20 protein-coding genes and 1 pseudogene are annotated in these 21,946 nt (G+C 67.0%); 9 read left to right on the top strand and 12 right to left on the bottom strand.

The window, feature by feature from the left end:
* Positions 1-7: 7 nt before the first annotated feature.
* The 7 genes and pseudogenes from argE to LPA45_RS06525 all read left to right on the top strand — a co-directional run bounded on the left by argE (position 8) and on the right by LPA45_RS06525 (position 5,110).
* Positions 8-1,219 carry an acetylornithine deacetylase gene (gene argE, locus LPA45_RS06555; protein WP_317922623.1) on the top strand — a complete coding sequence of 404 codons (1,212 nt, stop codon included), beginning with the start codon at positions 8-10 and terminating at the stop codon, positions 1,217-1,219.
* A 27-nt stretch (positions 1,220-1,246) separates the two neighbouring features.
* Positions 1,247-1,411: pseudogene (locus LPA45_RS06550) on the top strand (amidohydrolase); the annotation flags it as partial.
* Positions 1,412-1,519: 108 nt separating this feature from the next.
* Entirely contained in the window at positions 1,520-2,374 is an 855-nt protein-coding gene (gene serB, locus LPA45_RS06545; protein WP_317922625.1) for a phosphoserine phosphatase SerB, read from the top strand.
* A gap of 166 nt (positions 2,375-2,540) precedes the next feature.
* A complete protein-coding gene (locus tag LPA45_RS06540; RefSeq protein ID WP_116321046.1) occupies positions 2,541-2,855 on the top strand; it encodes a hypothetical protein in 315 nt (104 codons plus the stop codon).
* The gene (locus LPA45_RS06535; protein ID WP_116321047.1) at positions 2,852-3,154 is read left to right on the top strand and encodes a hypothetical protein; all 303 of its coding nucleotides are present in this window, start codon (positions 2,852-2,854) and stop codon (positions 3,152-3,154) included. The genes LPA45_RS06540 and LPA45_RS06535 overlap by 4 nt, the downstream gene beginning before the upstream one ends.
* 10 nt (positions 3,155-3,164) lie before the next feature.
* On the top strand, positions 3,165-4,805 hold the full coding sequence (locus LPA45_RS06530) for a PepSY domain-containing protein (RefSeq protein WP_317922627.1): 1,641 nt from the start codon (positions 3,165-3,167) through the stop codon (positions 4,803-4,805).
* Positions 4,806-4,870: 65 nt separating this feature from the next.
* Entirely contained in the window at positions 4,871-5,110 is a 240-nt protein-coding gene (locus LPA45_RS06525; RefSeq protein WP_317922629.1) for a DUF2789 domain-containing protein, read from the top strand.
* Positions 5,111-5,153: 43 nt separating this feature from the next.
* On the opposite strand, the gene LPA45_RS06520 is transcribed toward LPA45_RS06525, so the two are convergent.
* The 9 genes from LPA45_RS06520 to phaC form a co-directional block, all read right to left on the bottom strand.
* Complete coding sequence (locus LPA45_RS06520) at positions 5,154-6,380, bottom strand: cystathionine beta-lyase (protein WP_317922630.1); 1,227 nt, start codon at positions 6,378-6,380, stop codon at positions 5,154-5,156.
* Between the two features lie 190 nt (positions 6,381-6,570).
* Entirely contained in the window at positions 6,571-7,152 is a 582-nt protein-coding gene (locus LPA45_RS06515) for a hypothetical protein (protein WP_376790640.1), read from the bottom strand.
* A gap of 44 nt (positions 7,153-7,196) precedes the next feature.
* Complete coding sequence (bktB, locus tag LPA45_RS06510; protein WP_116321050.1) at positions 7,197-8,381, bottom strand: beta-ketothiolase BktB; 1,185 nt, start codon at positions 8,379-8,381, stop codon at positions 7,197-7,199.
* 114 nt (positions 8,382-8,495) lie between these two features.
* Entirely contained in the window at positions 8,496-9,875 is a 1,380-nt protein-coding gene (gene rimO / locus LPA45_RS06505; protein WP_116321051.1) for a 30S ribosomal protein S12 methylthiotransferase RimO, read from the bottom strand.
* 158 nt (positions 9,876-10,033) lie between these two features.
* Positions 10,034-11,002: a tRNA-dihydrouridine synthase gene (locus tag LPA45_RS06500; protein WP_317922635.1), complete on the bottom strand. Its 969-nt coding sequence runs from the start codon at positions 11,000-11,002 to the stop codon at positions 10,034-10,036.
* 229 nt (positions 11,003-11,231) lie between these two features.
* Complete coding sequence (phaR, locus tag LPA45_RS06495) at positions 11,232-11,783, bottom strand: polyhydroxyalkanoate synthesis repressor PhaR (RefSeq protein WP_022534503.1); 552 nt, start codon at positions 11,781-11,783, stop codon at positions 11,232-11,234.
* 424 nt (positions 11,784-12,207) lie between these two features.
* A complete protein-coding gene (locus LPA45_RS06490; RefSeq protein ID WP_116321053.1) occupies positions 12,208-12,948 on the bottom strand; it encodes a 3-ketoacyl-ACP reductase in 741 nt (246 codons plus the stop codon).
* Positions 12,949-13,052: 104 nt separating this feature from the next.
* Positions 13,053-14,234, bottom strand: coding sequence for an acetyl-CoA C-acetyltransferase (locus LPA45_RS06485; protein ID WP_317922640.1), 1,182 nt, complete (start codon positions 14,232-14,234; stop codon positions 13,053-13,055).
* A gap of 82 nt (positions 14,235-14,316) precedes the next feature.
* On the bottom strand, positions 14,317-16,086 hold the full coding sequence (gene phaC, locus LPA45_RS06480) for a class I poly(R)-hydroxyalkanoic acid synthase (protein WP_317922642.1): 1,770 nt from the start codon (positions 16,084-16,086) through the stop codon (positions 14,317-14,319).
* Between the two features lie 433 nt (positions 16,087-16,519).
* Here phaC and LPA45_RS06475 point away from each other — a divergent pair, with 433 nt between their 5' ends.
* Complete coding sequence (locus LPA45_RS06475; protein WP_317922644.1) at positions 16,520-16,756, top strand: hypothetical protein; 237 nt, start codon at positions 16,520-16,522, stop codon at positions 16,754-16,756.
* Positions 16,757-16,760: 4 nt separating this feature from the next.
* Here LPA45_RS06475 and pgeF read toward each other — a convergent pair whose 3' ends face one another.
* Together pgeF and LPA45_RS06465 are read right to left on the bottom strand one after the other, a co-directional pair.
* Positions 16,761-17,564, bottom strand: a complete 804-nt coding sequence (gene pgeF / locus LPA45_RS06470) for a peptidoglycan editing factor PgeF (protein WP_317922666.1) — start codon at positions 17,562-17,564, stop codon at positions 16,761-16,763.
* The gene (locus LPA45_RS06465; protein ID WP_116321057.1) at positions 17,548-18,819 is read right to left on the bottom strand and encodes an RluA family pseudouridine synthase; all 1,272 of its coding nucleotides are present in this window, start codon (positions 18,817-18,819) and stop codon (positions 17,548-17,550) included. The genes pgeF and LPA45_RS06465 overlap by 17 nt, the downstream gene beginning before the upstream one ends.
* A gap of 17 nt (positions 18,820-18,836) precedes the next feature.
* Between LPA45_RS06465 and LPA45_RS06460 the strand changes: the two genes are divergently transcribed.
* The gene (locus LPA45_RS06460) at positions 18,837-19,667 is read left to right on the top strand and encodes an outer membrane protein assembly factor BamD (RefSeq protein WP_116321058.1); all 831 of its coding nucleotides are present in this window, start codon (positions 18,837-18,839) and stop codon (positions 19,665-19,667) included.
* A 103-nt stretch (positions 19,668-19,770) separates the two neighbouring features.
* Here LPA45_RS06460 and LPA45_RS06455 read toward each other — a convergent pair whose 3' ends face one another.
* Entirely contained in the window at positions 19,771-21,942 is a 2,172-nt protein-coding gene (locus LPA45_RS06455) for an ATP-dependent DNA helicase (RefSeq protein WP_116321059.1), read from the bottom strand.
* Positions 21,943-21,946 lie beyond the last annotated feature (4 nt).

Genomic DNA, 21,946 nt, shown 5'->3' with positions numbered 1-21,946 from the left:
CGCCCCCATGCCAGCCCGAGCCACCGCCAGCCAGACCGCCAATGAACCCGCCGCGCGCGGCAGCGCGCTCGAATGGACCCAGCGGCTGGTCGCGTACGACACCACCAGCCGCCACTCCAACCTCGGCCTGATCGAGTCCGTGCGCGACCACTTCCTGGCCAGGGGATTGAAGCCGCATCTGAGCTACAACCCGCAGCAGGACAAGGCCAACCTGTTCGTCACGGTGCCCGCCGCCAATGGCGACACCAACGGCGGCATCGTGCTGTCGGGCCACACCGACGTGGTGCCGGTGGACGGCCAGAACTGGACCACCGATCCGTTCAAGCCGGCGATCCGCGACGGCAAGCTGTATGGCCGCGGCACCTGCGACATGAAGGGCTTCATCGGCACCAGCCTGTCGCTGCTGCCGGCCATCCTCGACGCGAAGCTGCGCGAGCCGGTGCACTACGCCCTCTCCTTCGATGAAGAGATCGGCTGCATGGGCGCGCCCTACCTGCTGGCCGAACTGCGCGAGCGCGGCGTGACGCCCGGCGGCTGCATCGTCGGCGAGCCGACCAGCATGCGCGTGATCGTCGCGCACAAGGGCATCAATGCCTACCGCTGCTGCGTCAAAGGGCAGGCCGCGCACTCGTCGCTGACGCCGCGCGGCGTCAATGCCATCGAATACGCGGCGCGGCTGATCTGCTTCATCCGCGATATCGCCGATGAGTTCAAGGCTAACGGCCCTTACGACCAGGCCTTCGACGTGCCCTACACCACCGCGCAGACCGGCACGATCCAGGGCGGCATCGCGCTCAATACCATCCCGGCGCTATGCGAGTTCGTGTTCGAGTTCCGCAATCTGCCGGGCGTGGATCCGGAAGCCATCTACGCGCGCATCCATGCCTACGCCAACGACGTGCTGCTGCCGAAGATGCGCGCCGAGCATGCCGATGCCGACCTGACGCTGAACAAGATCGCCGCCGCGCCGTCGCTGGACGTTGCCGAGCAGGCCGCGATCACGCAGCTGGTGCGGGCGCTGACGGCGGACCGCGATACCAACAAGGTCGCCTATGGCACCGAGGCCGGTCTGTTCCAGCGCGCGGGTATTCCGGCGGTGGTGTGCGGGCCTGGCGATATCCAGCAGGCGCACAAGCCGGACGAGTTTGTCGCGCTGGAGCAGCTGGCGGCGTGCGAGGGGTTCCTGCACAAGGTGGTGGATAGCCTGCGCGTGGCCTGACCAGCTTCGACGCCGCTGGTTTGCTCCCCCGGCCTGTTCTTCAACCTGGGTGTGACGCCGAAGGGCCAGGATGTGACCAAGGCGCCCTCCAATCACTCGCCCGAGTTCTATGTGGACGAGCCGGCGCTGATCAACGGCGTGCGCGCGCTGTCCAACCTGACGGTGGACTACATGGTGATGGCGCAGCGCTGAGCCTCCGGACAGCGCGCAGCTAGTCGGCCGGGGCGGCTACAATAGCGGTTTTTCCGCGTTGCCGCCCTGCTTGCCTGCCATGCTGCACGCGCCCGATCCTCACCTGTCATGCCCCTGATCCTCCAGAGCACCGCCCCGCTTCCCGCCGCCGACCTCGACACCGTCCGCACCCTCGCCCGCGCCTCCGAACTGGTGCCGCGCAGCGACACCGTGGCCGCCGCCGAGGAATGCGCGCCGCTGACGCCGGCGCTGCGCGATGCGCTGGACGATTTCTGCGGTCCGCGCGCGATCGACTGGGCCGTGGTGCCGGCCGGGCGCAAGCTGACGGACTTCCGCCTGGTGGCGATGGACATGGACTCGACCCTGATCACGATCGAGTGCATCGACGAGATCGCGGATTTCTGCGGCCTCAAGGCCGAAGTCTCCGCCATCACCGAAGCGGCGATGCGCGGCGAGATCACCGACTTCAACGAAAGCCTGCGCCGCCGCGTGGCGCTGCTCAAGGGCCTGGACGCCAGCGTGCTCGACCGCGTCTATGCCGAGCGCCTGCGCCTGTCGCCGGGTGCCGAACGCATGCTGCAGGCCGTGCAGGCGCTGGGCATCAAGACGCTGCTGGTGTCCGGCGGCTTCGTCCACTTCACCGACCAGCTCAAGCCGCGCCTGAAGCTGGACTTCACCCGCGCCAACACGCTGGAGATCGTCGACGGCAAGCTGACCGGCAACGTGGTCGGCGAGATCGTCAACGCCGACGTCAAGGCCCGTACCGTGCAGGAAGTCTGCGCGCAGATCGGCGCCACGCCGGACCAGGCCATCGTCATGGGCGACGGCTCCAACGACCTCAAGATGATGGCGGTTGCCGGCCTGTCGGTGGCCTTCCGCGCCAAGCCGGTGGTGCGCGCGCAGGCCAGCGTGGCGTTCAATCACGTCGGGCTGGACGGGCTGCTGGCGCTGTTCCCCCACTGAAAATTCACAATCGGCCCGCAGCGCCGGTTACGTGGCGCCGCCACATCGTACTTTTCTTGCGGGGTGGCGGCTGCATCATGTTTCGACCCCGCTCTCCAACATTCCGCTTGCAGTGACAAATGCGAATCATTACCATTAATGTTTTGATTCACTGACATTTCCCCTCATGCAAGTTCTGGCCGTTTTCCTGGGCCTGGCCGCGGCTGCGTGCCTGTACCTGGCTGCGCCTAACCAGGTCCTGCTGCCGCCCGGACGCGGCCCGCGGCCGCGCCTATTTGGCTGGCTGGGCCTGGCGCTGGTAATCGCCAGCACCTGGCTGTGGAGCACGACCAACGGCTGGCCGGTGGCGGTCGCCGCCAGCCTGGCGACGGTGCCCTGCGCACTGTCGGCCTGGCCTTTCGTCGGCATTTATGCCCAACGCAAGCGCCAGGCGGCTCAGGGCCAAATGGTGCGTACAGGGCAAGGGGGGCAGCAGGCATGAACGCCGCCACCGATACCATGGGCACCAAGTGGCTGGCAGGCACCCTGCTCGGCCTGCCCCTCGCCGTCCTGCTGTGCACGCTGTCGATCCTGTGGCTGCCCGGCGGCTGGGAAACCGGCATCGTCGCCGCGGTCGTGGCTTGCCTGCCAGTGTGGGTGACCATCATCAGTTGCAGCCTGCTGTTCCGCACCAGCCGCTCGGCCTGGCTGTGGCTTGGGGGTGCCAACCTGCTCGGCTTCGGCGCGCTGTGGGCGCTTCGCCTGGCGGGCCTGGCCCCGGCCGCACTGCCTGTCTCCTGAGAACACCATCATGAAAACCGCAACCCTGCGCCTGTACCAGACGCTGCATACCTGGGTCGGCCTGATGGCCGGCTGGGCCCTGTTCATCGCTTTCTTTGCCGGCGCCGTGACCGTGTTCCACCACGAGCTGCACGTCTGGCAATCGCCGACGCGCCTGAAAGGCAATGCGCCGGTCGAGGCCAAGGCCGACCCGGCCGCGGTCGATCGCTTCATGCACAAGCTGGTGGCGATCCATCCTGAGGCTGCCGCCAGCGCCTACGTGATCATGCCGTCCGAAGGCGAGCCCAATATCGCCGCCTACTGGCAGGACAAGGCCGGCGAATGGCAGATGACCACCGACGCGCGCCTGGCCGGCGACGCCGCGATGCAGCGCGATACGTCGCGCGACCACGTGATCGGGGAATTGTCGGCGTTCCTGAACAGCCTGCACTATTCGCTCGGCATCCCGGTCGGCGGCATCTACTTCATGGGCGCGATCTCGGTGCTGTATGGGCTGGCATTGGTGTCGGGCGTGCTGCTGCACCTGCCGCGCCTCAAGAAAGACCTGCTCGCGGTGCGACCGGGCCGCAACCTCAAGCGCTTCTGGATGGACGCGCACAACGTGCTGGGACTGTTCAGCCTGCCGTTCCATTTGATCTTTGCCATCACCGGCGCACTGTTCTGCCTGTCGCTGGTGCTGATGATGGTGTTCAATACGCTGACCTTCGACGGCCGCCTGTTCGAAGCGGTGCCGCGCGCCACCACCGCGGTGCCCGAGGTGGCTGCCGCCGGTCGCGCGGTGCCTACGATGCCCACCGCGAGCCTGGTGCAGATCGCGCAACAGCATGGCGGCGAACGCTTCACGCCCGAGTCATTCCGCTTCCAGCGCTTTGGCGACGCCAATGCCGTGGTGGAGGTGCGCGGCACCAGCACCAGGGCGCTCGGCAATCTCGGCTCGGTCGGCATCCACGCCGCGCAGGGCGAGCCCAACGCTGGCCAGCTGACCGCCAACCAGACTGCCGGCACGCGCGACAGCAACCACGGGCTCTACAGCGCGCTGTACGCCCTGCACTTCGGCACCTTTGGCGAACTGCCAGTGCGGCTGGTCTACCTGCTGGCGGGCCTGGCTGGTGCGTTCCTGTTCTACTCGGGCAACCTGCTGTGGATCGAGTCGCGGCGCAAGCTGCGCCAGGCCGAGCAGCCGCGCGTGCACCGCCTGCTGGCGCAGGCGACTGTGGGCGTCTGCATCGGCTGCTGCATCGGCGTGGCGCTGTGCTTCCCGGCGGCGCTGCTGTGGCCCGAGCGCGCGGTGAGCTACACCTACTTCACGGCGTTCGGCATCGCCTGTGCGTGGGCGGCGCTGCGCCCGCCGGTACGCGGAGCGATCGAGCTGCTTTACGTGGCGGCGCTGGCGGCGCTCACCGTTCCGGTGGCCAACGCCATCCTGACCGGCGACCACCTGCTGCACAGCATTCCCAGCGGGCACTGGATCATCGCCGGCTTCGACCTCGGCGCCATCGCGCTGGCGGCGGGCTTTGTCGCCCTCGCGCGCGCCACCCTGCGGCGCGCGCGCAGCGGCCCGGCCGAGTCGGTCTGGGCGATGCCGCGTGCTGCCGTGACGACGGCGGCCGCTGCCAGCGCCAAGCCGATGTCCGGCGCCGACGTCCGCTAAGCGCCGGCGGCTGGGCGGGGGCTCGCCTACACTACATGAGCCCCCAATCATCGAACCCGACCGCCATGGAACCTACCTTCCACCAGTTTTCCGAACTGTTCGCACAACTCGGACTGGCTTCCGATGAAGCCAGCATCCGCAGCTTTATCGGCCAGCATGCGCCGCTGCCAGACGATGTGGAGCTGGCGGAGGCATCATTCTGGACGCCGGCCCAATCCGCGCTGCTGCACGACGAGCTGCTCGACGACGCCGACTGGGCCGAAGTGGTCGACCAGCTCAACCTGGCACTGCGCAAGCCTGCCTGAAGCGGCGCGGGGCGCGCCTGCGCCCCGCCCTGTCTTACAGCCCTTACACCGCGTCCAGCTTCGCCTCCATCGCCTGGCGCAGGTCGGCGATCAGGTCGCGCGTGTCTTCCAGGCCGATATAGAGCCGCACCAGTTCGCCGGTGTCTTGCCAGCCGGCGGGCGGCCAGGTGCCAGCCGGACGCATGCCCTGCACGTGATAGGGCACGGCCAGGCTGTGCGCGCCACCCCATGACCAGCCGATCGCGAACAACTGCAGCGCCTCGACGAAGGCATCGACCTGCTGGCGCGAGTAGCGCGCGCGCAGGATGATGGCGAACAGGCCGGTGGCGCCGGTAAAGTCGCGCCGCCAGTTGGCATGGCCCGGACAGTCGGGCAGCGCGGGATGGAGCACGCGCGCCACTTCGGGCCGCTGGCGCAGCCATTCGGCGATTTCGCGCGCGCCGCGGTCATGCGCCGCCAACCGCACCGGCAGGCTTGGCAGCCCGCGCAGCACCAGGTGGCAATCGTCGGCGGACACGCCCCAGCCCATCAGCATGCGGGTGCGCCGCAGGCGGTCGTGCAGCGCATCGTCGCGGGTCAACACCGCGCCCATCAGCACATCGCTGCCGCCAGACTGGTACTTGGTCAGCGCCTGCACCGAGATATCGATGCCCTTGTCGAAGGGGCGGAAGTAGACGCCACCCGACCAGGTGTTGTCGATTGCCGTCAGCACGCCATGCGCCTGCGCAGCGGCGACGATGGCATCGCTGTCCGGCACCTCCATCGTCACCGAACCCGGGGACTCCATCCAGATCAGGCGCGTGTCGGGACGGATCATCGCGGCCATGCCGGCAACGTCCATCGGATCGTAGTAGCGCACCGACACGCCGTAGTCGCGTGCCAGCCATTCGCCATGGTCGCGGTTGGGCCCGTAGACGTTGTGCGGCACCAGCACGTCGTCACCGCTCTTGAGCAGTGCGAAGTAGACCAGTGAAATCCCCGCCAGCCCCGAAGGCAGCAGCAAGGTATGGCGCGCGCCTTCGAGCAACGCCAGGTGCTGGCAAAGTGCCTCGCTGGTCGGGGTGGCGTGCAGGCCGTAGCGCCAGTAAGTGGTGGCGCCGTCGCCCTGCGCACGCAGTTCGGCCAGGTTGCGGAACACCACGGTGGAGCCACGGTGGGTGGCGGGCGAGAACGAAGCAAAGCCGGATGCGATGTCCAGCTCGGGCTGGACCGCGACGGTCTGCAGGTAATGGGGGCGGGATGCGGGCTTGTCGGACGGCGAATCGGACACGGCGGATTCCTTGCTGGCTGCTGGCCGGCCCTGCTGCGATGCCAAGCGGGCATCACGCTGTCCGGCCAGGAATGAGACTCGGTGAGCCTCCGAGCTTACCAGCAAATGCCTGCCGCGCCACCGGGTACGGTGGCGGTCCGTACTGCATGCAAGGAGGTACCCGAGGATTTCGCGAGAGGATTGTGCGCGGCTACCAGCCGGAGATCGACGACCTGGGCGGCGGCGGCGCGTAGGTAACGCCACTGTTGGGCGTCATGTCGAACGGGGGAATGACCAGCGCGCCCAGCGGGCGGATAAAGAACGGCAGCACGATGGCCGGATTGAAGGCATCGGTCCAGGTGCCGCGTACCGCACCGCTGGCGTCGATATTGCCCTCCCAGTTGCCCGATACGCGCGTACCGTCGTCGGACTCTTCCATCAGGAAAGCCCCGTTTTCCCATTCGCCGGCAAGCAGACGCACACCGGCGCCACGGCCGGTATATTCCCCGCGCACGCTGTCGCGCTCGTCGGGCTTGGGACCGAGCCGCAGCCGCACCGGCTGGTCGCCGACCTTGCCGACATAGACCGGCAGCGAGGAATACTCAGCGCGCGGTGCCAGCGCCCTGGGCGCGCCGGTCGACAGCGCCGTGCCACGCCTGGCCTCGCCATCGCGGATGGCCTGGTTGATGCCGAGGCCTTCGCCAACACCCGACACGGCCCCGACGGGGCCGGTCGACAACTCGGTCGCTGGTGCGGCCTGCGCCGCGCCCGTCAGGGCGAGCACGGCGGCCAGCGCCGGGACAGACGATTTCAGCAACACACGGCGCAAGGCGAACCTCAGATCCGTTCGAAGATGGCGGCAATGCCCTGCCCGCCGCCGATGCACATGGTCACCAGGGCGTAGCGGCCTTGCACGCGTTGCAGCTCGTACAGCGCCTTGACCGTGATCAGCGCGCCGGTTGCGCCGATCGGATGGCCCAGCGAGATGCCCGAACCGTTCGGGTTGACCTTGGCCGGATCCAGTCCCAGGGCTTTGGTCACGGCGCAAGCCTGCGCGGCAAAGGCTTCGTTGGCCTCGATCACGTCCAGGTCCGACACCTGCAGGCCGGCGCGTTCCAGCGCGATCCTGGTCGCCGGCACCGGGCCGATGCCCATGGTCTTGGGATCGACACCGGCATGGCCGTACGACACCAGGCGAGCCAGCGGCTTGAGGCCCCGGCGCTCGGCCTCGGCACGCTCCATCATCACCACCGCGGCGGCGGCGTCGTTCAGTCCCGAGGCATTGCCGGCCGTGACCGTGCCGTTTTCCTTGACGAAGACCGGCTTGAGCTTGGTCATGTCGTCAATGGTGGCGTCATGGCGCACGTGCTCGTCGGTATCGAAGGTGACGTCGCCCTTGCGGCCCTTGCTCACCACCGGGACGATCTGGTCCTTGAAGTACCCGGCCTTGATCGCGGCGGAGGCGCGGCGGTGCGATTCCAGCGCGGCCTCGTCCTGCTGGCTACGCGAAATATCGTATTCCTTGGCAACGTTCTCGGCGGTCACGCCCATATGGATGCGGTGGAACGGGTCATGCAGCGCACCCAGCATCATGTCGACCAGGCCGGCATCGCCCATGCGGGCGCCCCAGCGAGCTGCCGGCGCCAGGTACGGGGCACGGCTCATGCTTTCGGCCCCGCCACCGATGGCCACGTCGGCATCGCCCAGCAGGATGGTCTGCGCGGCGCTGACGATGGCCTGCAGGCCCGAGCCGCACAGGCGGTTCACGGTCAGCGCGGGCGCGTTGACCGAAACCCCACCGTTGACCGCGGCGACGCGGCCCAGGTACATGTCACGCGGCTCGGTCTGGATCACGTTGCCGAACACCACGTGGCCGACGTCGTCGCCGGACACCTGCGCGCGGGCCAGTGCCTCGCGCACGACCAGCGCGCCCAGTTCTGCCGGCGCCACGTCCTTCAGGCTGCCACCAAAGGTCCCGATCGCGGTACGGACACCGCTCACCACTACGACTTCACGCGTCATGACTTGTCTCCAGGAGGTATGTTGCACCGCACAGTATAACGGTGCATCCGCCAAAACGAACGATCGTACTTTTACCTAATCGACGCCGGGTCCAACTCGTCCGGCAGGACTAGCTCAGACCTCGCCCCACAGGTCGTGGCCGTCGGCGCCGGTGATCTTCACGTCGACAAACTCGCCCGCGCGGTAGCGCTGCGAAGTACGCTCCGGCGGCGCGATATAGACCAGGCCGTCGATTTCCGGCGCATCCGCCGAGGAACGGCCGATGCCGCCGTCCTGGTTGACCTCGTCGACCAGCACGCGCAGGGTCTGGCCGACCTTGCGCTGCAGGCGGCGCGCGGACACTTCCTCGGCCACTTCCATGAAGCGCGCGCGGCGCTCCTCGCGCACCTCGTCGGGCAGCGCGCCCGGCAGGTCGTTGGCGGTGGCACCTTCCACCGGCGAGTACGCAAAGCAGCCGACACGGTCCAGCTCCGCCTCGGCGATAAAGTCCAGCAGCGTCTGGAACTCGGCCTCGGTCTCGCCCGGGAAGCCGGCGATAAAGGTGCTGCGGATGGTCAGCTCGGGGCAGATCTCGCGCCATGCGCGGATGCGATCCATGGTCTTTTCGGCGTTGGCCGGGCGCTTCATGCGCTTGAGCACGTCCGGGTGGGCGTGCTGCAGCGGCACGTCCAGGTACGGCAGCACGTGGCCCTGCGACATCAGCGGGATGATCTCGTCGACGTGCGGGTATGGGTAGACATAGTGCAGGCGCACCCAGGCGCCATACTGCGCGGCCAGCTCGCCCAGCGCCGCCACCAGTTCGGTCATGCGGGTCTTGAGCGGGCGGCCGTTCCAGAAGCCGGTGCGGTACTTGACGTCGACGCCATAGGCGCTGGTGTCCTGCGAGATCACCAGTAGTTCCTTGACGCCGGCCTTGAACAGGTTCTCGGCCTCCAGCATGACTTCCGCCACCGGGCGCGAGACCAGGTCGCCACGCATCGACGGGATGATGCAGAACGAGCAGCGGTGGTTGCAGCCCTCGGAAATCTTCAGGTAGGCGTAATGCTTGGGCGTCAGCTTGATGCCGGCGGCCGGCACCAGGTCGGTGAACGGGTCGTGCGGCTTCGGCAGGTGCGTGTGCACAGCCTGCATCACCTCGCCAAGCGCATGCGGGCCGGTCACGGCCAGTACCTTGGGATGCACTGAAGACACGATGTCGTGTCCCGCCGCGTCCTTCTTGGCGCCAAGGCAGCCAGTCACGATGACCTTGCCGTTCTCGGTCAGCGCCTCGCCGATGGCGTCCAGGCTTTCCTGCACGGCCTCGTCGATAAAGCCGCAGGTATTGACCACCACCAGGTCGGCGCCGTCATAGGTGCCGCTGATGGCATAGCCCTCGGCGCGGAGTTGGGTAATGATCTGCTCGGAGTCGACCAGGGCCTTGGGACAGCCGAGCGAAACGAATCCCACGCGCGGACTATGGTCTTTCTGGGTCGTTGATTCTGAAGGGTTTTTCACGGTGCAATACGAATGTGGGGCAGGCGGGGCGGAGTATATCCGGTTATCGCGCGGGCGATCGGACGCCAGGCGGTGCAGGCCAATCGCATATTTTACCCTTTCGCCATGTTTTGCCGGCGCCTGACGCCACACTTGTCGCCTGGTCAGCGGCGGGTTGCTCAGTGAGGAATCGGAGAGGCGCCGGGGACACTTAGCAGCAGGCGACCGATCTCGGCCGAGTCATGCACGCGCCGGATCGCGGCATGTAGTTCGACGGCCTCCGGCCAGGTCCGCTTCAGGTAGCTGAGCCACAGCTTGACCCGTCCGTGCTCATGGCAGGACGAGATCCGTTCGTGCAGCTTCTTCAGGTAAAGCGAGATCTGGCGCAGCACCAGCGGCCATTCGGCGGCGGACGGCGTGCTCTCCATCTGCCCGCGGATGCGCTGGGCCAGGAAAGGATCGGAGACCGCGCCGCGCCCGATCATCACATCGTCGCAGCCGGTCACGGCGCGACAGCGTTCCCAGTCGGCAACGGTCCAGACATCGCCATTGGCAATGACCGGAACATCGATGGCCTCTGCGATCCGCGCGATCCACTCCCAATGCGCAGGCGGCCGATAACCGTCGTCGCGCGTGCGGGCATGCACCACCAGCGATGCCGCCCCACCCTCCGCCAGCGCGGTGGCGCAGTCCAGCGCGAGCGCCGTATCGGAAATACCCAGCCGCATCTTGGCCGTCACGGCGATATGCGCCGGCACCGCGGCCCGTACTGCGGCAACGATGCGGTTCAGCAGCTCAGGTTGCCCAAGCAGCATGGCGCCGCCGCCATGCCGGTTGACCACCTTCGCCGGGCAGCCGAAGTTCAGGTCGATGCCATGCGGCGACAGGGTTGCGGCATAGGCCGCATTGCGCGCCAGCCATTCGGGGTCGCTGCCCAGCAGCTGGATCACCATCGGTGTGCCGCTGCGGGTGTAGCCACCCTGCAGGGTTTCGGGCGTATCCCGCTCATAGACACGCGCGGGAAGCAGGGAGCCCGTCACCCGGACAAACTCTGACACACAGCCGTCGTAGCCGCCCGGGCCCGTCAGCACGTCACGCAATACATAGTCCGCAAGCCCCTCCATCGGAGCGAGGAATAGGCGGCTCATACTCGGGAGTGCGCGAGGCGGCGCACGCCGGCTTCGCGGGCACGCAGATGGCAATGACGGTGGATTCTGGAAGGCATCGGGATTCGCGCTTTGCAGGCGAGTCCGCAAATGAGCCGCCAGTTCAGGAGGTCGGCATTTTAACCGCTTTGGCCGCTGCGCTGCACGCCGGAGGTTTTCATCGACAGCGCACAGGGAATACGGCAGGCCAGGCGGCCCGCCGCCACATCGCTTACTTCTTGTCCGGCTGGTTGAACGGGAACGTCCCGAACATATTCTTGGCCTGGCTCTGCATCTGTTCCTGCATCTGCACGAACAGGTTCTTGCTCTGCTCGATGTAGTTGCTCATCATTCCCTGCATCATCGGGCCCTGCATGTTCATGAACTGCGACCACATGTCGGGGCTGAAGGCTTCGCCGGAATACAGGCCCTTGGAGTTCTCGGCCAGCTTGTTCTGGATATCGATAAACGCCTGGATGTTCTTTTCCAGGTAGGTGCCCATCATGCCCTGCATGGCATGGCCGTAGAAACGGATGATCTGCGACAGCATGGCACTGGAGAACATCGGCACGCCGCCCGTCTCTTCTTCAAGGATGATCTGCAGCAGGATGCTGCGGGTCAGTTCGTCCCCCGACTTGGCGTCAACGACCTTGAATTCTTCGGAATCCATGACCAGCTGCTTCACGTCAGCCAGGGTGATGTAGGTGCTGGTCTGGGTGTCGTAGAGCCTGCGGTTGGGATACTTCTTGATCAGTCGCTCTGCGCCTTTTTTGGTCGTGGCCATCGGTGCTCTGTCCTTGTGTCGTCGCTGTTTGCGCGCTGCTGCACCGCATGGGGTGCAGTGCGCAAATCGGTACCGCCTGCGCCATCTGTGGTTGTCGTGTCGGCTGCCGCGGCCTGTGCGCGCATGGCTGCGCGTTGCGGCTTCGCCACCTCGCCCCCGCGAGGGCCGCGCTGCACGACTATGGTGCTGGCTGCGCCGCTGCCCTGATTCTATGCCCAACAAAGCACTAAGAAAAGCGACCCAGCTTAAGGAAAACCCGGTAAACCGGCGCAAGAACAGCAAATAAACCACCGCGCAGAAACGATTCGCGGGCCGTTGCGGCCCGCGAAAGAGACAGCGAAACGAAACGTCCGCCGCCTTGTGCGCCGCGCTGGCTGCACCGCAAAAAGCGGCCGCCGGCGCGGTTGCCGATCACGCCGGCAGGTCAGCCCATGTGCAGGCCGCCGTTCAGCGAGAAGTCGGCGCCGGTGGAGAAACCGGACTCATCGGAAGACAGCCAGGCGCAGATCGATGCGATCTCTTCCGGCTCGCCCAGGCGCTTCACCGGGATCGTGCCGACGATCTTGTCGAGCACATCCTGGCGGATCGACTTGACCATGTCGGTGGCAATATAGCCCGGCGAAACGGTATTGACCGTCACGCCCTTGGTCGCCACTTCCTGCGCCAACGACATGGTGAAACCGTGCAGGCCGGCCTTGGCGGTGGAGTAGTTGGTCTGGCCAAACTGGCCCTTCTGGCCGTTCACCGACGAGATATTGACGATCCGGCCCCAGCCGCGGTCGACCATGCCGTCGATCACCTGCTTGGTGACGTTGAACAGCGAGGTCAGGTTGGTGTCGATCACCGCATCCCAGTCGGCGCGCGTCATCTTGCGGAAGACCACGTCACGCGTGATGCCGGCGTTATTGATCAGCACATCGACCTCGCCGACCTCGGCCTTGACCTTGTCGAAGGCGGTCTTGGTCGAGTCCCAGTCGGCGACGTTGCCTTCCGAGGCAACGAAATCGAAGCCGAGCGCCTTCTGCTGCTCGATCCACTTCTCACGGCGCGGCGAATTGGGGCCGCAGCCGGCCACCACACGAAAGCCATCCTTGGCCAGGCGCTGGCAAATAGCGGTCCCGATGCCGCCCATGCCGCCGGTCACATACGCAATGCGCTGAGTCATGTCCACTCCTTGATTGGCTCTTCGTTATCGTTGCCGGGCCCGCGCGGACCGCTGGCCCGGCCTACTGCTGATTTGTTGCCGCGTAATGTCAGCTCAGGTGCGGATCAGTTGCGCTCAACCGCCAGCGCCACGCCCATGCCGCCGCCGATGCACAGCGAGGCCAGGCCCTTCTTGGCGTCGCGGCGCTTCATTTCGTGCAGCAGCGTCACCAGGATACGGCAGCCCGATGCACCGATCGGGTGACCAATGGCGATGGCGCCACCGTTGACGTTGACCTTGGAGGTATCCCAGCCCATCTGCTGGTGCACCGCCAGCGCCTGCGCGGCGAAGGCCTCGTTGATTTCCATCAGGTCGAGGTCCTGCGGCGTCCAGCCGGCACGCGACAGCGCGCGCTTGGAAGCCGGCACCGGGCCCATGCCCATCACCTTGGGATCGACGCCTGCGTTGGCGAAGCTCTTGATCGTGGCCAGCGGCGTCAGGCCCAGTTCCTTGGCCTTGGCGGCCGACATCACCACCACCGCGGCGGCGCCGTCGTTCAGGCCCGAGGCGTTGGCCGCGGTCACCGAGCCGGCCTTGTCGAAGGCGGGCTTCAGGCCGGACATGCTGTCCAGCGTGGCGCCCTGGCGGACAAACTCGTCGGTCTTGAACGCGACCGGGTCGCCCTTGCGCTGCGGGATCAGCACCGGCACGATTTCCTCATCGAACCTGCCGGCCTTTTGCGCGGCCTCGGCCTTGTTCTGGGAGCTGACCGCGAATTCATCCTGCGCCTCGCGCGTGATGCCGTATTCCTTGGCGACGTTCTCGGCGGTAATGCCCATGTGATACTGGTTGTACACATCCCACAGGCCGTCGACGATCATGGTGTCGACCAGCTTGGTGTCGCCCATGCGGAAGCCGTCGCGCGAGCCCGGCAGCACGTGCGGCGCGGCGCTCATGTTTTCCTGGCCGCCGGCCACCACGATCTCGGCGTCGCCGGCAGCAATGGCATTGGCCGCCAGCATCACGGCCTTCAGGCCCGAGCCGCAAACCTTGTTGATGGTCATCGCCGGCACCATGGCCGGCAGGCCGGCCTTGATCGACGCCTGGCGCGCCGGGTTCTGGCCCGAGCCGGCGGTCAGCACCTGGCCCATGATCACTTCGCTGACTTGTTCCGGCTTGATGCCGGCGCGCTCCAGCGCGGCCTTGATGACCACGGCGCCCAGTTCCGGTGCCGGGATCTTGGCCAGCGATCCGCCAAACTTGCCTACTGCGGTACGGGCCGCGGAAACGATGACAACGTCAGTCATGGTGTAGTCCTTTCAATGGAAATGGAAAGCCTGCGCGGCGGCCGGCGCCGCCCGGTGTGGCGGCCCGGCCGTCATGCAAGCATCATGCCTTGGCTTTGACGTAACGCCCAGGCGCGGGTTCGATCACGGGATAGCGCGCGTTGCCGTACTCGGCGGGCGCGGCGCGCTTGGCGCCGGCATGGCCGGCGAGCCATGCCATCCAGTCCGGCCACCAGCTGCCGTGGTGCTCGGTGGCATCGGCCAGCCACTGCTGCGGCGAGGCCGCCAGCTTGTCGTTGGTCCAGTGGCTGCGCTTGTTCTTGGCCGGCGGGTTGATCACGCCGGCGATATGCCCGGACGCCCCCAGCACGAAACGCACGTTGTTCTTGAGCAGCGCGGTCGAGGCATAGGCGGCGGTCCACGGCACGATGTGGTCCTCGCGCGAGCCGTAGAGATACGTCGGCGTGTCGATGCTGCCCAGGTCAACCGGCACGTTGCACACGGTCAGCTTGTTGGGCACCTTCAGTTCATCCTGCAGGTAGGTGTGGCGCAGGTACCAGCAGTACCACGGGCCAGGCAGGTTGGTGGCGTCGCCATTCCAGAACAACAGGTCGAACGGCACCGGCGTGTTGCCCTTCAGGTAGTTGTCGACCACATAGTTCCACACCAGGTCGTTCGGGCGCAGGAACGAGAACGTATTGGCCAGCTCCAGCCCGCGCAGCAGCGAGCACGGCGCGCCGGCGCCACCACCCAGCGTGGCTTCGCGCAGTTGCACATGGGCCTCGTCGACGAACACGTCGAGGATGCCGGTGTCGGCAAAATCCAGCAGCGTGGTCAGCAGCGTCAGGCTCGAGGCCGGATGCTCGCCGCGCGCGGCCAGCACCGCCAGTGCGGTCGAGACAATGGTGCCGCCCACGCAGAAGCCCAGCACGTTGATCTGGTCCTGGCCGCCGATATCGCGCGCGACCTCGATGGCACGGATGGCGCCGTGCTCGATGTAATCGTCCCAGGTGGAGGCCGCGAGGCTGGCATCGGGATTGCGCCACGACACCAGGAACACGGTATGACCCTGCTCCACCGCATGCCGCACCAGCGAGCTTTCCGGCTGCAGGTCGAGGATGTAGTACTTGTTGATGCACGGCGGCACCAGCAGCAGCGGCCGCGCGTGGACCTTGACGGTCAGCGGCTTGTATTGCAGCAGCTGGAAGTATTCGTTTTCATAGACCACCGCACCCTCGGTAACGGCAACGTTGCGGCCGACCTCGAACGCGGTCTCGTCGGTCTGCGAAATCTTGCCGCGCGTCAGGTCCTCGAGCATGTTGCGCACGCCGGAGCGCAGCGATTCGCCGCCCGATTCGATCAGCAGCCGCTGCGCTTCGGGGTTGGTGACCAGGAAATTGGCCGGCGACATCGCATCGACCCATTGCGAAATCGCAAAGCGGATGCGCTGGCGCGTCTTGGCGTCGGCCTCGACGGCGTCCGCCAGTTCGGTCATGGCGCGTGCGTTGAGCAGGTAGAACGCGGCGGCAAAGCGGTAAGGCACGTTGTTGCGCCACGCCTCGCCGGCGAAGCGCCGGTCATGCAACGGGCCCGCGGCGTCGGGATTACCCTCGGCCATGGCCTGCCACAGGGCCACGAAGTCGTTCATGTAGCGCTTCTGGATATCGCCCAGCTGCGCCGGGGCGATCTTCACGCCTGTCAGCGCGTCCAGGCCCGGAATGCCTGCACTGGCCGCATGGCCGTTACCTCCTGTGCCCTGCCACTGGCGGGACCATTCCAGCCATGTGGCTGGATCGAATGGCCCCGGCGTGAACTTGAACGGTTGGGACTTGCCTTCCTGGGTGGAAGCTGCCGCACCTTTGCCGGTCGCCATGATGTGAATTGTCTCTCTGCCGTCACTATACGAACCGGCTCCGGGCATTGCCCTGGCCGGCACTTTTGCATGGGGAGATGCTATCCGGATGGACCCGGCGCGCGCCTCACCCGAATTGGGCAGGCTAGCCAGATAATTCGCCGGAATCCTGACGCCGCGCTTGCGCGGCGGATTCCGCCCATCCCGATAGCAACTCCCTTTTTACCGGCTACCGCGGCGCTCTGGCTGGCAACGCCATGCGGTATGCTTGCCGGCAAAAATCCTTGGAATCGTCAGCGATCCCGAGACATTTGAGGCCATTGTTGCCTTGCAACGTATGCGCTGTCAATGTGGAAATCCGCCCCGGCGAGGCGCGCTTCCCGACCTACCGGACGGTATGCCGCGCCTGCCTCCGCCGAGGCTCCGCAGGATAGGCGAGAAGGATGAAAATTTTATGTACATCGTGGCCATTGGCTGGCTCTACGTCGCGCTGATGATGGCGATCACCGAGCACACGGTGGTGGCGGGCGTCGCCACGTTCGTGTTCTATGGACTGGCGCCGGTGGCGCTGGTGCTTTACATCATGGGCACGCCCGCGCGGCGGCGGCGCAAGGCGCAAGCCGAGCGCGCCGCGCAGGCCGGCAGCGATGCGCTGCCGGTGGCGGAAACACCGCCGGAGAGAAAAGAATGACGCTTCAGTCGGCCAGCCAGGCCAGGCTGGCCATGCGGCCGGTTACGCCGTCGCGGCGATAGGAGTAGAAACGCGCTGCGTCGGTGACGGTGCAGGCATCACCGCCATACACCTCGGTGCAGCCGGCGCGTGCCAGCCGCATGCGCGCGAGCGCATAGATATCCGCCAGGTATTTGCCCGGAGCACCGGCACGGAACGCCGCGTCGACGGCGTCTTGCTCGCCGGCCTGCGCCTGCGCCAGGAAGGCCTCGCGCACTTCGGCACCGACCTCGAACGCATCCGGGCCGATGGCCGGGCCGAGCCAGGCCAGCCAGCGCCTGCCGTGGCCGCCTGAAGCGGCCTGCATGCGTGCCAGCGTGGCTTCGATGACACCATGGCACAAGCCACGCCAGCCGGCATGCGCGGCGCCCACCACGGTGCCTTGCGCATCGCACAGCAGGACTGGCAGGCAGTCCGCCGTCATCACGGCGCAGACATGGCCCGGCGCGATCGCCACGCTGGCATCAGCCTGCGGCGCGCGATCATCGGCACCGGCCACGTGGTCGGCGGTGACCACGGCGCAGCCATGCACCTGGTCGAGCCAGCGCGGCATCGACGGCAGGTGCGCGGCCAGGCGTTCGCGATTGCGCGCGACGTCCAACGGATCGTCGCACACATGCGTGCCCAGGTTGAGCCCGCCCGGCACGCCGCCGGCAAGCCCGTACGGTCCCTGGCTGACGCCGCCGTGGCGCGTGGTCGAGAGCGCGCGCACGCGCGCCGGCGCCGGCCAGTCTGGCACCAGCCAGTGAGAATCAGGCGTCGCGCTCATCGTCTTCATCTTCGTCGCCCTCCTCGTCACCCTCCTCGTCACCCCCGCCGGCATATTCCCAGTGGGCTTCACCGCCCTCCCACACTTCGTCCCAGGCTTCTTCCTCGTCCTCTTCCTGCGCGCTTTCGAAGTCGAGTGCATCGATCAGCGCCTGCAGGTCCGCCGGCGGCTGCGCGGTCCACGACATGTGGCGGCCGGTCGCCGGATGCACCAGCCCAAGCTTGTACGCATGCAGCGCCTGGCGCTCGAACGGCACCGGCAGCGGCACGCGGATCGCCGGACGCTGGCCGCGCTGCGTCGCGCGGAAGTAGACCGGATCGCCCACCAGCGGATGGCCGATCGATTCGAAGTGCACGCGGATCTGGTGCGTGCGTCCGGTCTCGAGCTTGCACATCACCATCGAGACAAAGCCGCGGCCCAGCGGCACCGTGGCCAGCGTGCGGAAATGCGTGCGCGAAGGCTTGCCGCTGGCCGTATGCACGACCGCCATGCGCGTGCGTTCGCGCGAGTCGCGGCCGATCGGCGCATCGATGGTGCCCTCGTCATAGGTGCGGCCCCACACCAGCGCAATGTACGTGCGCTTGACCGTGCGCGCCTGCAACTGGCGCACCAGGTCGGTCTGCGCGGTCAGCGAGCGCGCGACTACCATCAGGCCGGAGGTTTCCTTGTCGAGCCGGTGCACGATGCCCGCGCGCGGCAGCGCCACGGCAGCGGGATCGCGATGCAGCAGTCCGTTGAGCACGGTTCCGCTCCAGTTGCCGGCGGCCGGATGCACCACCAGTCCGGCGGGCTTGTTGATCACCAGCAGCGTGTCGTCCTCATAGACCGCGTCCAGCGGCACGTCCTCCGGGGCAAAGGCGGAGGACTCCGGCGCGGCCTGCGGCTGGATCTCGATGCGGTTGCCCATCTGTACCGCATCGCGCGGGCGGCGCACCTGGCCGTCGACGCGCACTGCCCCGCTTTCTATCCATTGCTGCAGGCGGCTGCGCGAAAATTCGCTGAAGTGACGCGCCAGCAATTTGTCGAGACGCTCGCCATGCGCGGCACTGTCCACCTCAAGCGACAGGGTTACCCCCGCCTCGGCGCCTGGCGCGGTGTTGGCCGGCACGGCATCGGCAAGGTCTTCCAGTTCCTCGGAATCGGCCACGGCTGCGGCGGCGCGCACCTGTTCGGGTGGCAGTCCTCCCACACCTGCGGCCGGTCGGGCTTGGGGCTGGGGGCTTGGGCTATAATGCTTGACGCTATTTTTCTTCATCCGGGATACGATTGCCCATGCAATTGCTGAGCATGAAACGCGCGCCGTGGCGCGCGACTATTGGAGCGGTTCTGCTCGCAGGCGGCTGCGTCATGCTATCGGCATGCGGCCTGCTGGCGGACCAGCCCGACGAAACCGCCGGCTGGTCGGCCAACAAATTATATTCGGAAGCCAAGGACGCACTGGATGGCGGCGACTACACCCGCGCCGTCAAGCTGTACGAAAAGCTCGAAGGCCGCTATCCGTTCGGCCGCTACGCGCAGCAGGCGCAGATCGATACCGCCTACGCCAACTACAAGGATGGCGAGACAGCCGCCGCACTGGCCGCGGTCGACCGCTTTATCCAGCTGCACCCGAACCACCCCAACATCGATTACGCCTACTACCTCAAGGGGCTGATCAACTTCAACGACAACCTGGGCTGGCTGGGCCGCTTTTCCGGCCAGGACCTGAGCGAGCGCGATCCCAAGGCGGCACGTGCCGCCTACGACGCGTTCAACACGCTCGTCACCAAGTACCCGGACAGCAAGTACACCGCCGACGGCGCACTGCGCATGCAGTACATCGTCAACTCGCTGGCCCAGCACGAGGTGCATGCCGCACGCTACTACTACAGGCGCGGCGCCTACCTGGCCGCGGTGAACCGCGCGCAGCAGGCGCTGAAGGACTATGACGGCGCGCCGGCCAACGAGGAAGCGCTGTACATAATGATCCGTTCGTACGATGCGATGGGCATGAAGGACCTGCGCGACGATACCGCCCGCGTGATGGAGAAGAACTTCCCGGAAAGCGACTTCATCAAGTACGGTGAGCGCCGCAAGGACAAGTCCTGGTGGGAAGTGTTCTGAACCTCGCTCACGCCTGACGGCGGCGATAAAAAACGGGACGTGTCGCATGACCGTCCCGTTTTTGTTTTCAGCGCGGCGCGTTCAGCGCCCCTTCGGCGCCCCGTCAATCGTCCGCGTCGGCGTCCTGCGCCTCTGCAGGCGCTGTCTTGCCCTCGCCGCGCAGCGATTCCAGGAAGCGCACCGCCGTGGCCGCCTCGCGCGTGCGCGTGAACGGCGGCAGGCTCTGCCAGATCTGGCGGCCATAGGGCTTTTCCACCAGCCGGGTGTCGAAGATGGCCAGCACGCCGCGGTCGGACTCCGAGCGGATCAACCGCCCCGCGCCCTGCTTCAGCGTGATCACCGCATGCGGCAGCTGGTGCGCGGCAAACGGACTCAGCCCCTTTTTCTGCAGCACTTCCATGCGCGCGGCCAGCACCGGGTCGTCCGGCGGCGCGAACGGCAGCTTGTCGATGATCACCAGCGACAGCGCCTCGCCACGCACATCCACCCCCTCCCAGAAGCTCTGGCTGCCGACCAGCACGGCGTTGCCGAGTTCGCGGAAGCGGTCGAGCAGCTCGGTACGGCTGGCTTGGCCCTGCACCAGCAGCGGCAGGTTCAGGCCGCGCTCGGCGAAGGCATCGTAGAGCAGGTCGGAGGCACGCTGCACCGCGCGCAGCGTCGTGCAGAGCAGGAAGGTGCGCCCGCCGGCCGCTTCGATCAGCGGCAGCGCGGCCTGCACCACGGCATCGGTGAACTGCGGCGACTGCGGCGCGGGCATGTCGCGCGGCACGTACAGCAGCCCCTGCGTCGCGTAGTCGAACGGGCTCGGCAGCGTCAGCGAGCGGTCCTTGTCGAGCCCGAGCTGCGCCGCATAGTGCGTAAAGTTGCCCTTGACCGACAGCGTAGCCGAGGTAAAGACCCACGCCCGCGGCTGGCCGCCGCGCTGGCGCGAGAAGATCGGCGCGATCGACAGCGGGGTGCGGTGCAACTGCACGGTATGGGAGAACACTTCGACCCAGCGTACCGTTTCTGCCGGCGCCCGTGCTTCGGCTACCTCGCCCCCCTCGCCCCCCTCGCCTGCCGGTGTGGCGGGCACGGGCGCGGCAACGGCATCGCTGCGCCATGCCGCCAGGCGCTCGGCCAGTTCCAGCGCGCGCCGATGGCACTGCTGCAGCGATTCGGCGCGCTCCGCCTGGCTTTCCAGCATCTCGACAAAGGCCGACAGTGCCTCGTCCAGCGCATCGAGCGTTTCGTTGAAGGGCTCGGCGATGCGGCGGTCGGCCTCGATCTGGCCCAGCGCCAGGCGCGCGTTGTCCTTGTTGAACGCCAGCCGCAGGTCGCGCGCGGCACGCTCCAGCGGCGCGCCCAGTGCGACCCAGTCGACCGCGTCGCGCGCATGCGACAGGCCTTCGGCCACCGTGTCGCGGGCCAGCTCGAGCAGCTGGCTGGTCGACAGCGTCTCGCCGAAGAACAGCGTTGCGGTTTCGGGCAGCTGGTGCGCCTCGTCGAAGATCACGGTGTTGGCGGCGGGCAGCAGCTCGGCCATGCCGGTATCGCGCAGCACCACGTCGGCAAAGAACAGGTGATGGTTGACCACCACCACGTCGGCCTGCTGCGCTTCCTTGCGCGCGCGCATCACGAAGCAGTCCTTGTAGTACGGGCACTCCGAGCCCAGGCAGTTGTCGCGTGTCGACGTCACCATCTGCCACACCGGTGCGTTTTCCGGCACCGCGGCCAGCTCGGCCTTGTCGCCTGTCTTGGTTTCCTTGAGGAAGCGGCCGATGTCGCGCAGCCACGCGGCATCCTGGCGCGACGCCAGCCGCCCGGCCGCCTGCGCGCGCTCCAGGTGGTAGTGGCACACGTAATTGGCGCGGCCCTTGAGCAAGGCCACCGAGACCGGCACGTTCAGCGCATGGCGCACCGTCGGGATATCGCGCAGGAATAGCTGGTCCTGCAGGTTCTTGGTGCCGGTGGACAGGATGACCTTGCCGCCCCAAAGCATGGCAGGCACCAGGTAGGCGTAGGTCTTGCCGGTGCCGGTGCCGGCCTCGACGATCACCGTGTCGTTGGCGGCGATCGCCTCGGCGACGGCATCGGCCATCTTGTGCTGAGACGCGCGCGGCCGGTAGCCCGGGATGGCCTGTGCCAGCGTGCCGGTATCGGCAAAGATGGTGCCAAGCTCGGCGCTGCGGCTGGCAGCGGCGTCCAAGGCGCTGGCGGCGACGTCATGCACGTCCGTTGCGTCGTCCGCAGTGGCGGCGTCGTCTTGCTCGGGGGAATCGGAAAGGTCGGACAAGGGT

Origin of the sequence: Cupriavidus sp. Agwp_2, from assembly GCF_040784895.1 — a bacterium.
In the GTDB taxonomy this organism is placed as follows: domain Bacteria; phylum Pseudomonadota; class Gammaproteobacteria; order Burkholderiales; family Burkholderiaceae; genus Cupriavidus.
The sequence above is the reverse complement of the archived record's forward strand: the minus strand, read 5'-3'. Positions and strand labels throughout refer to the sequence as shown.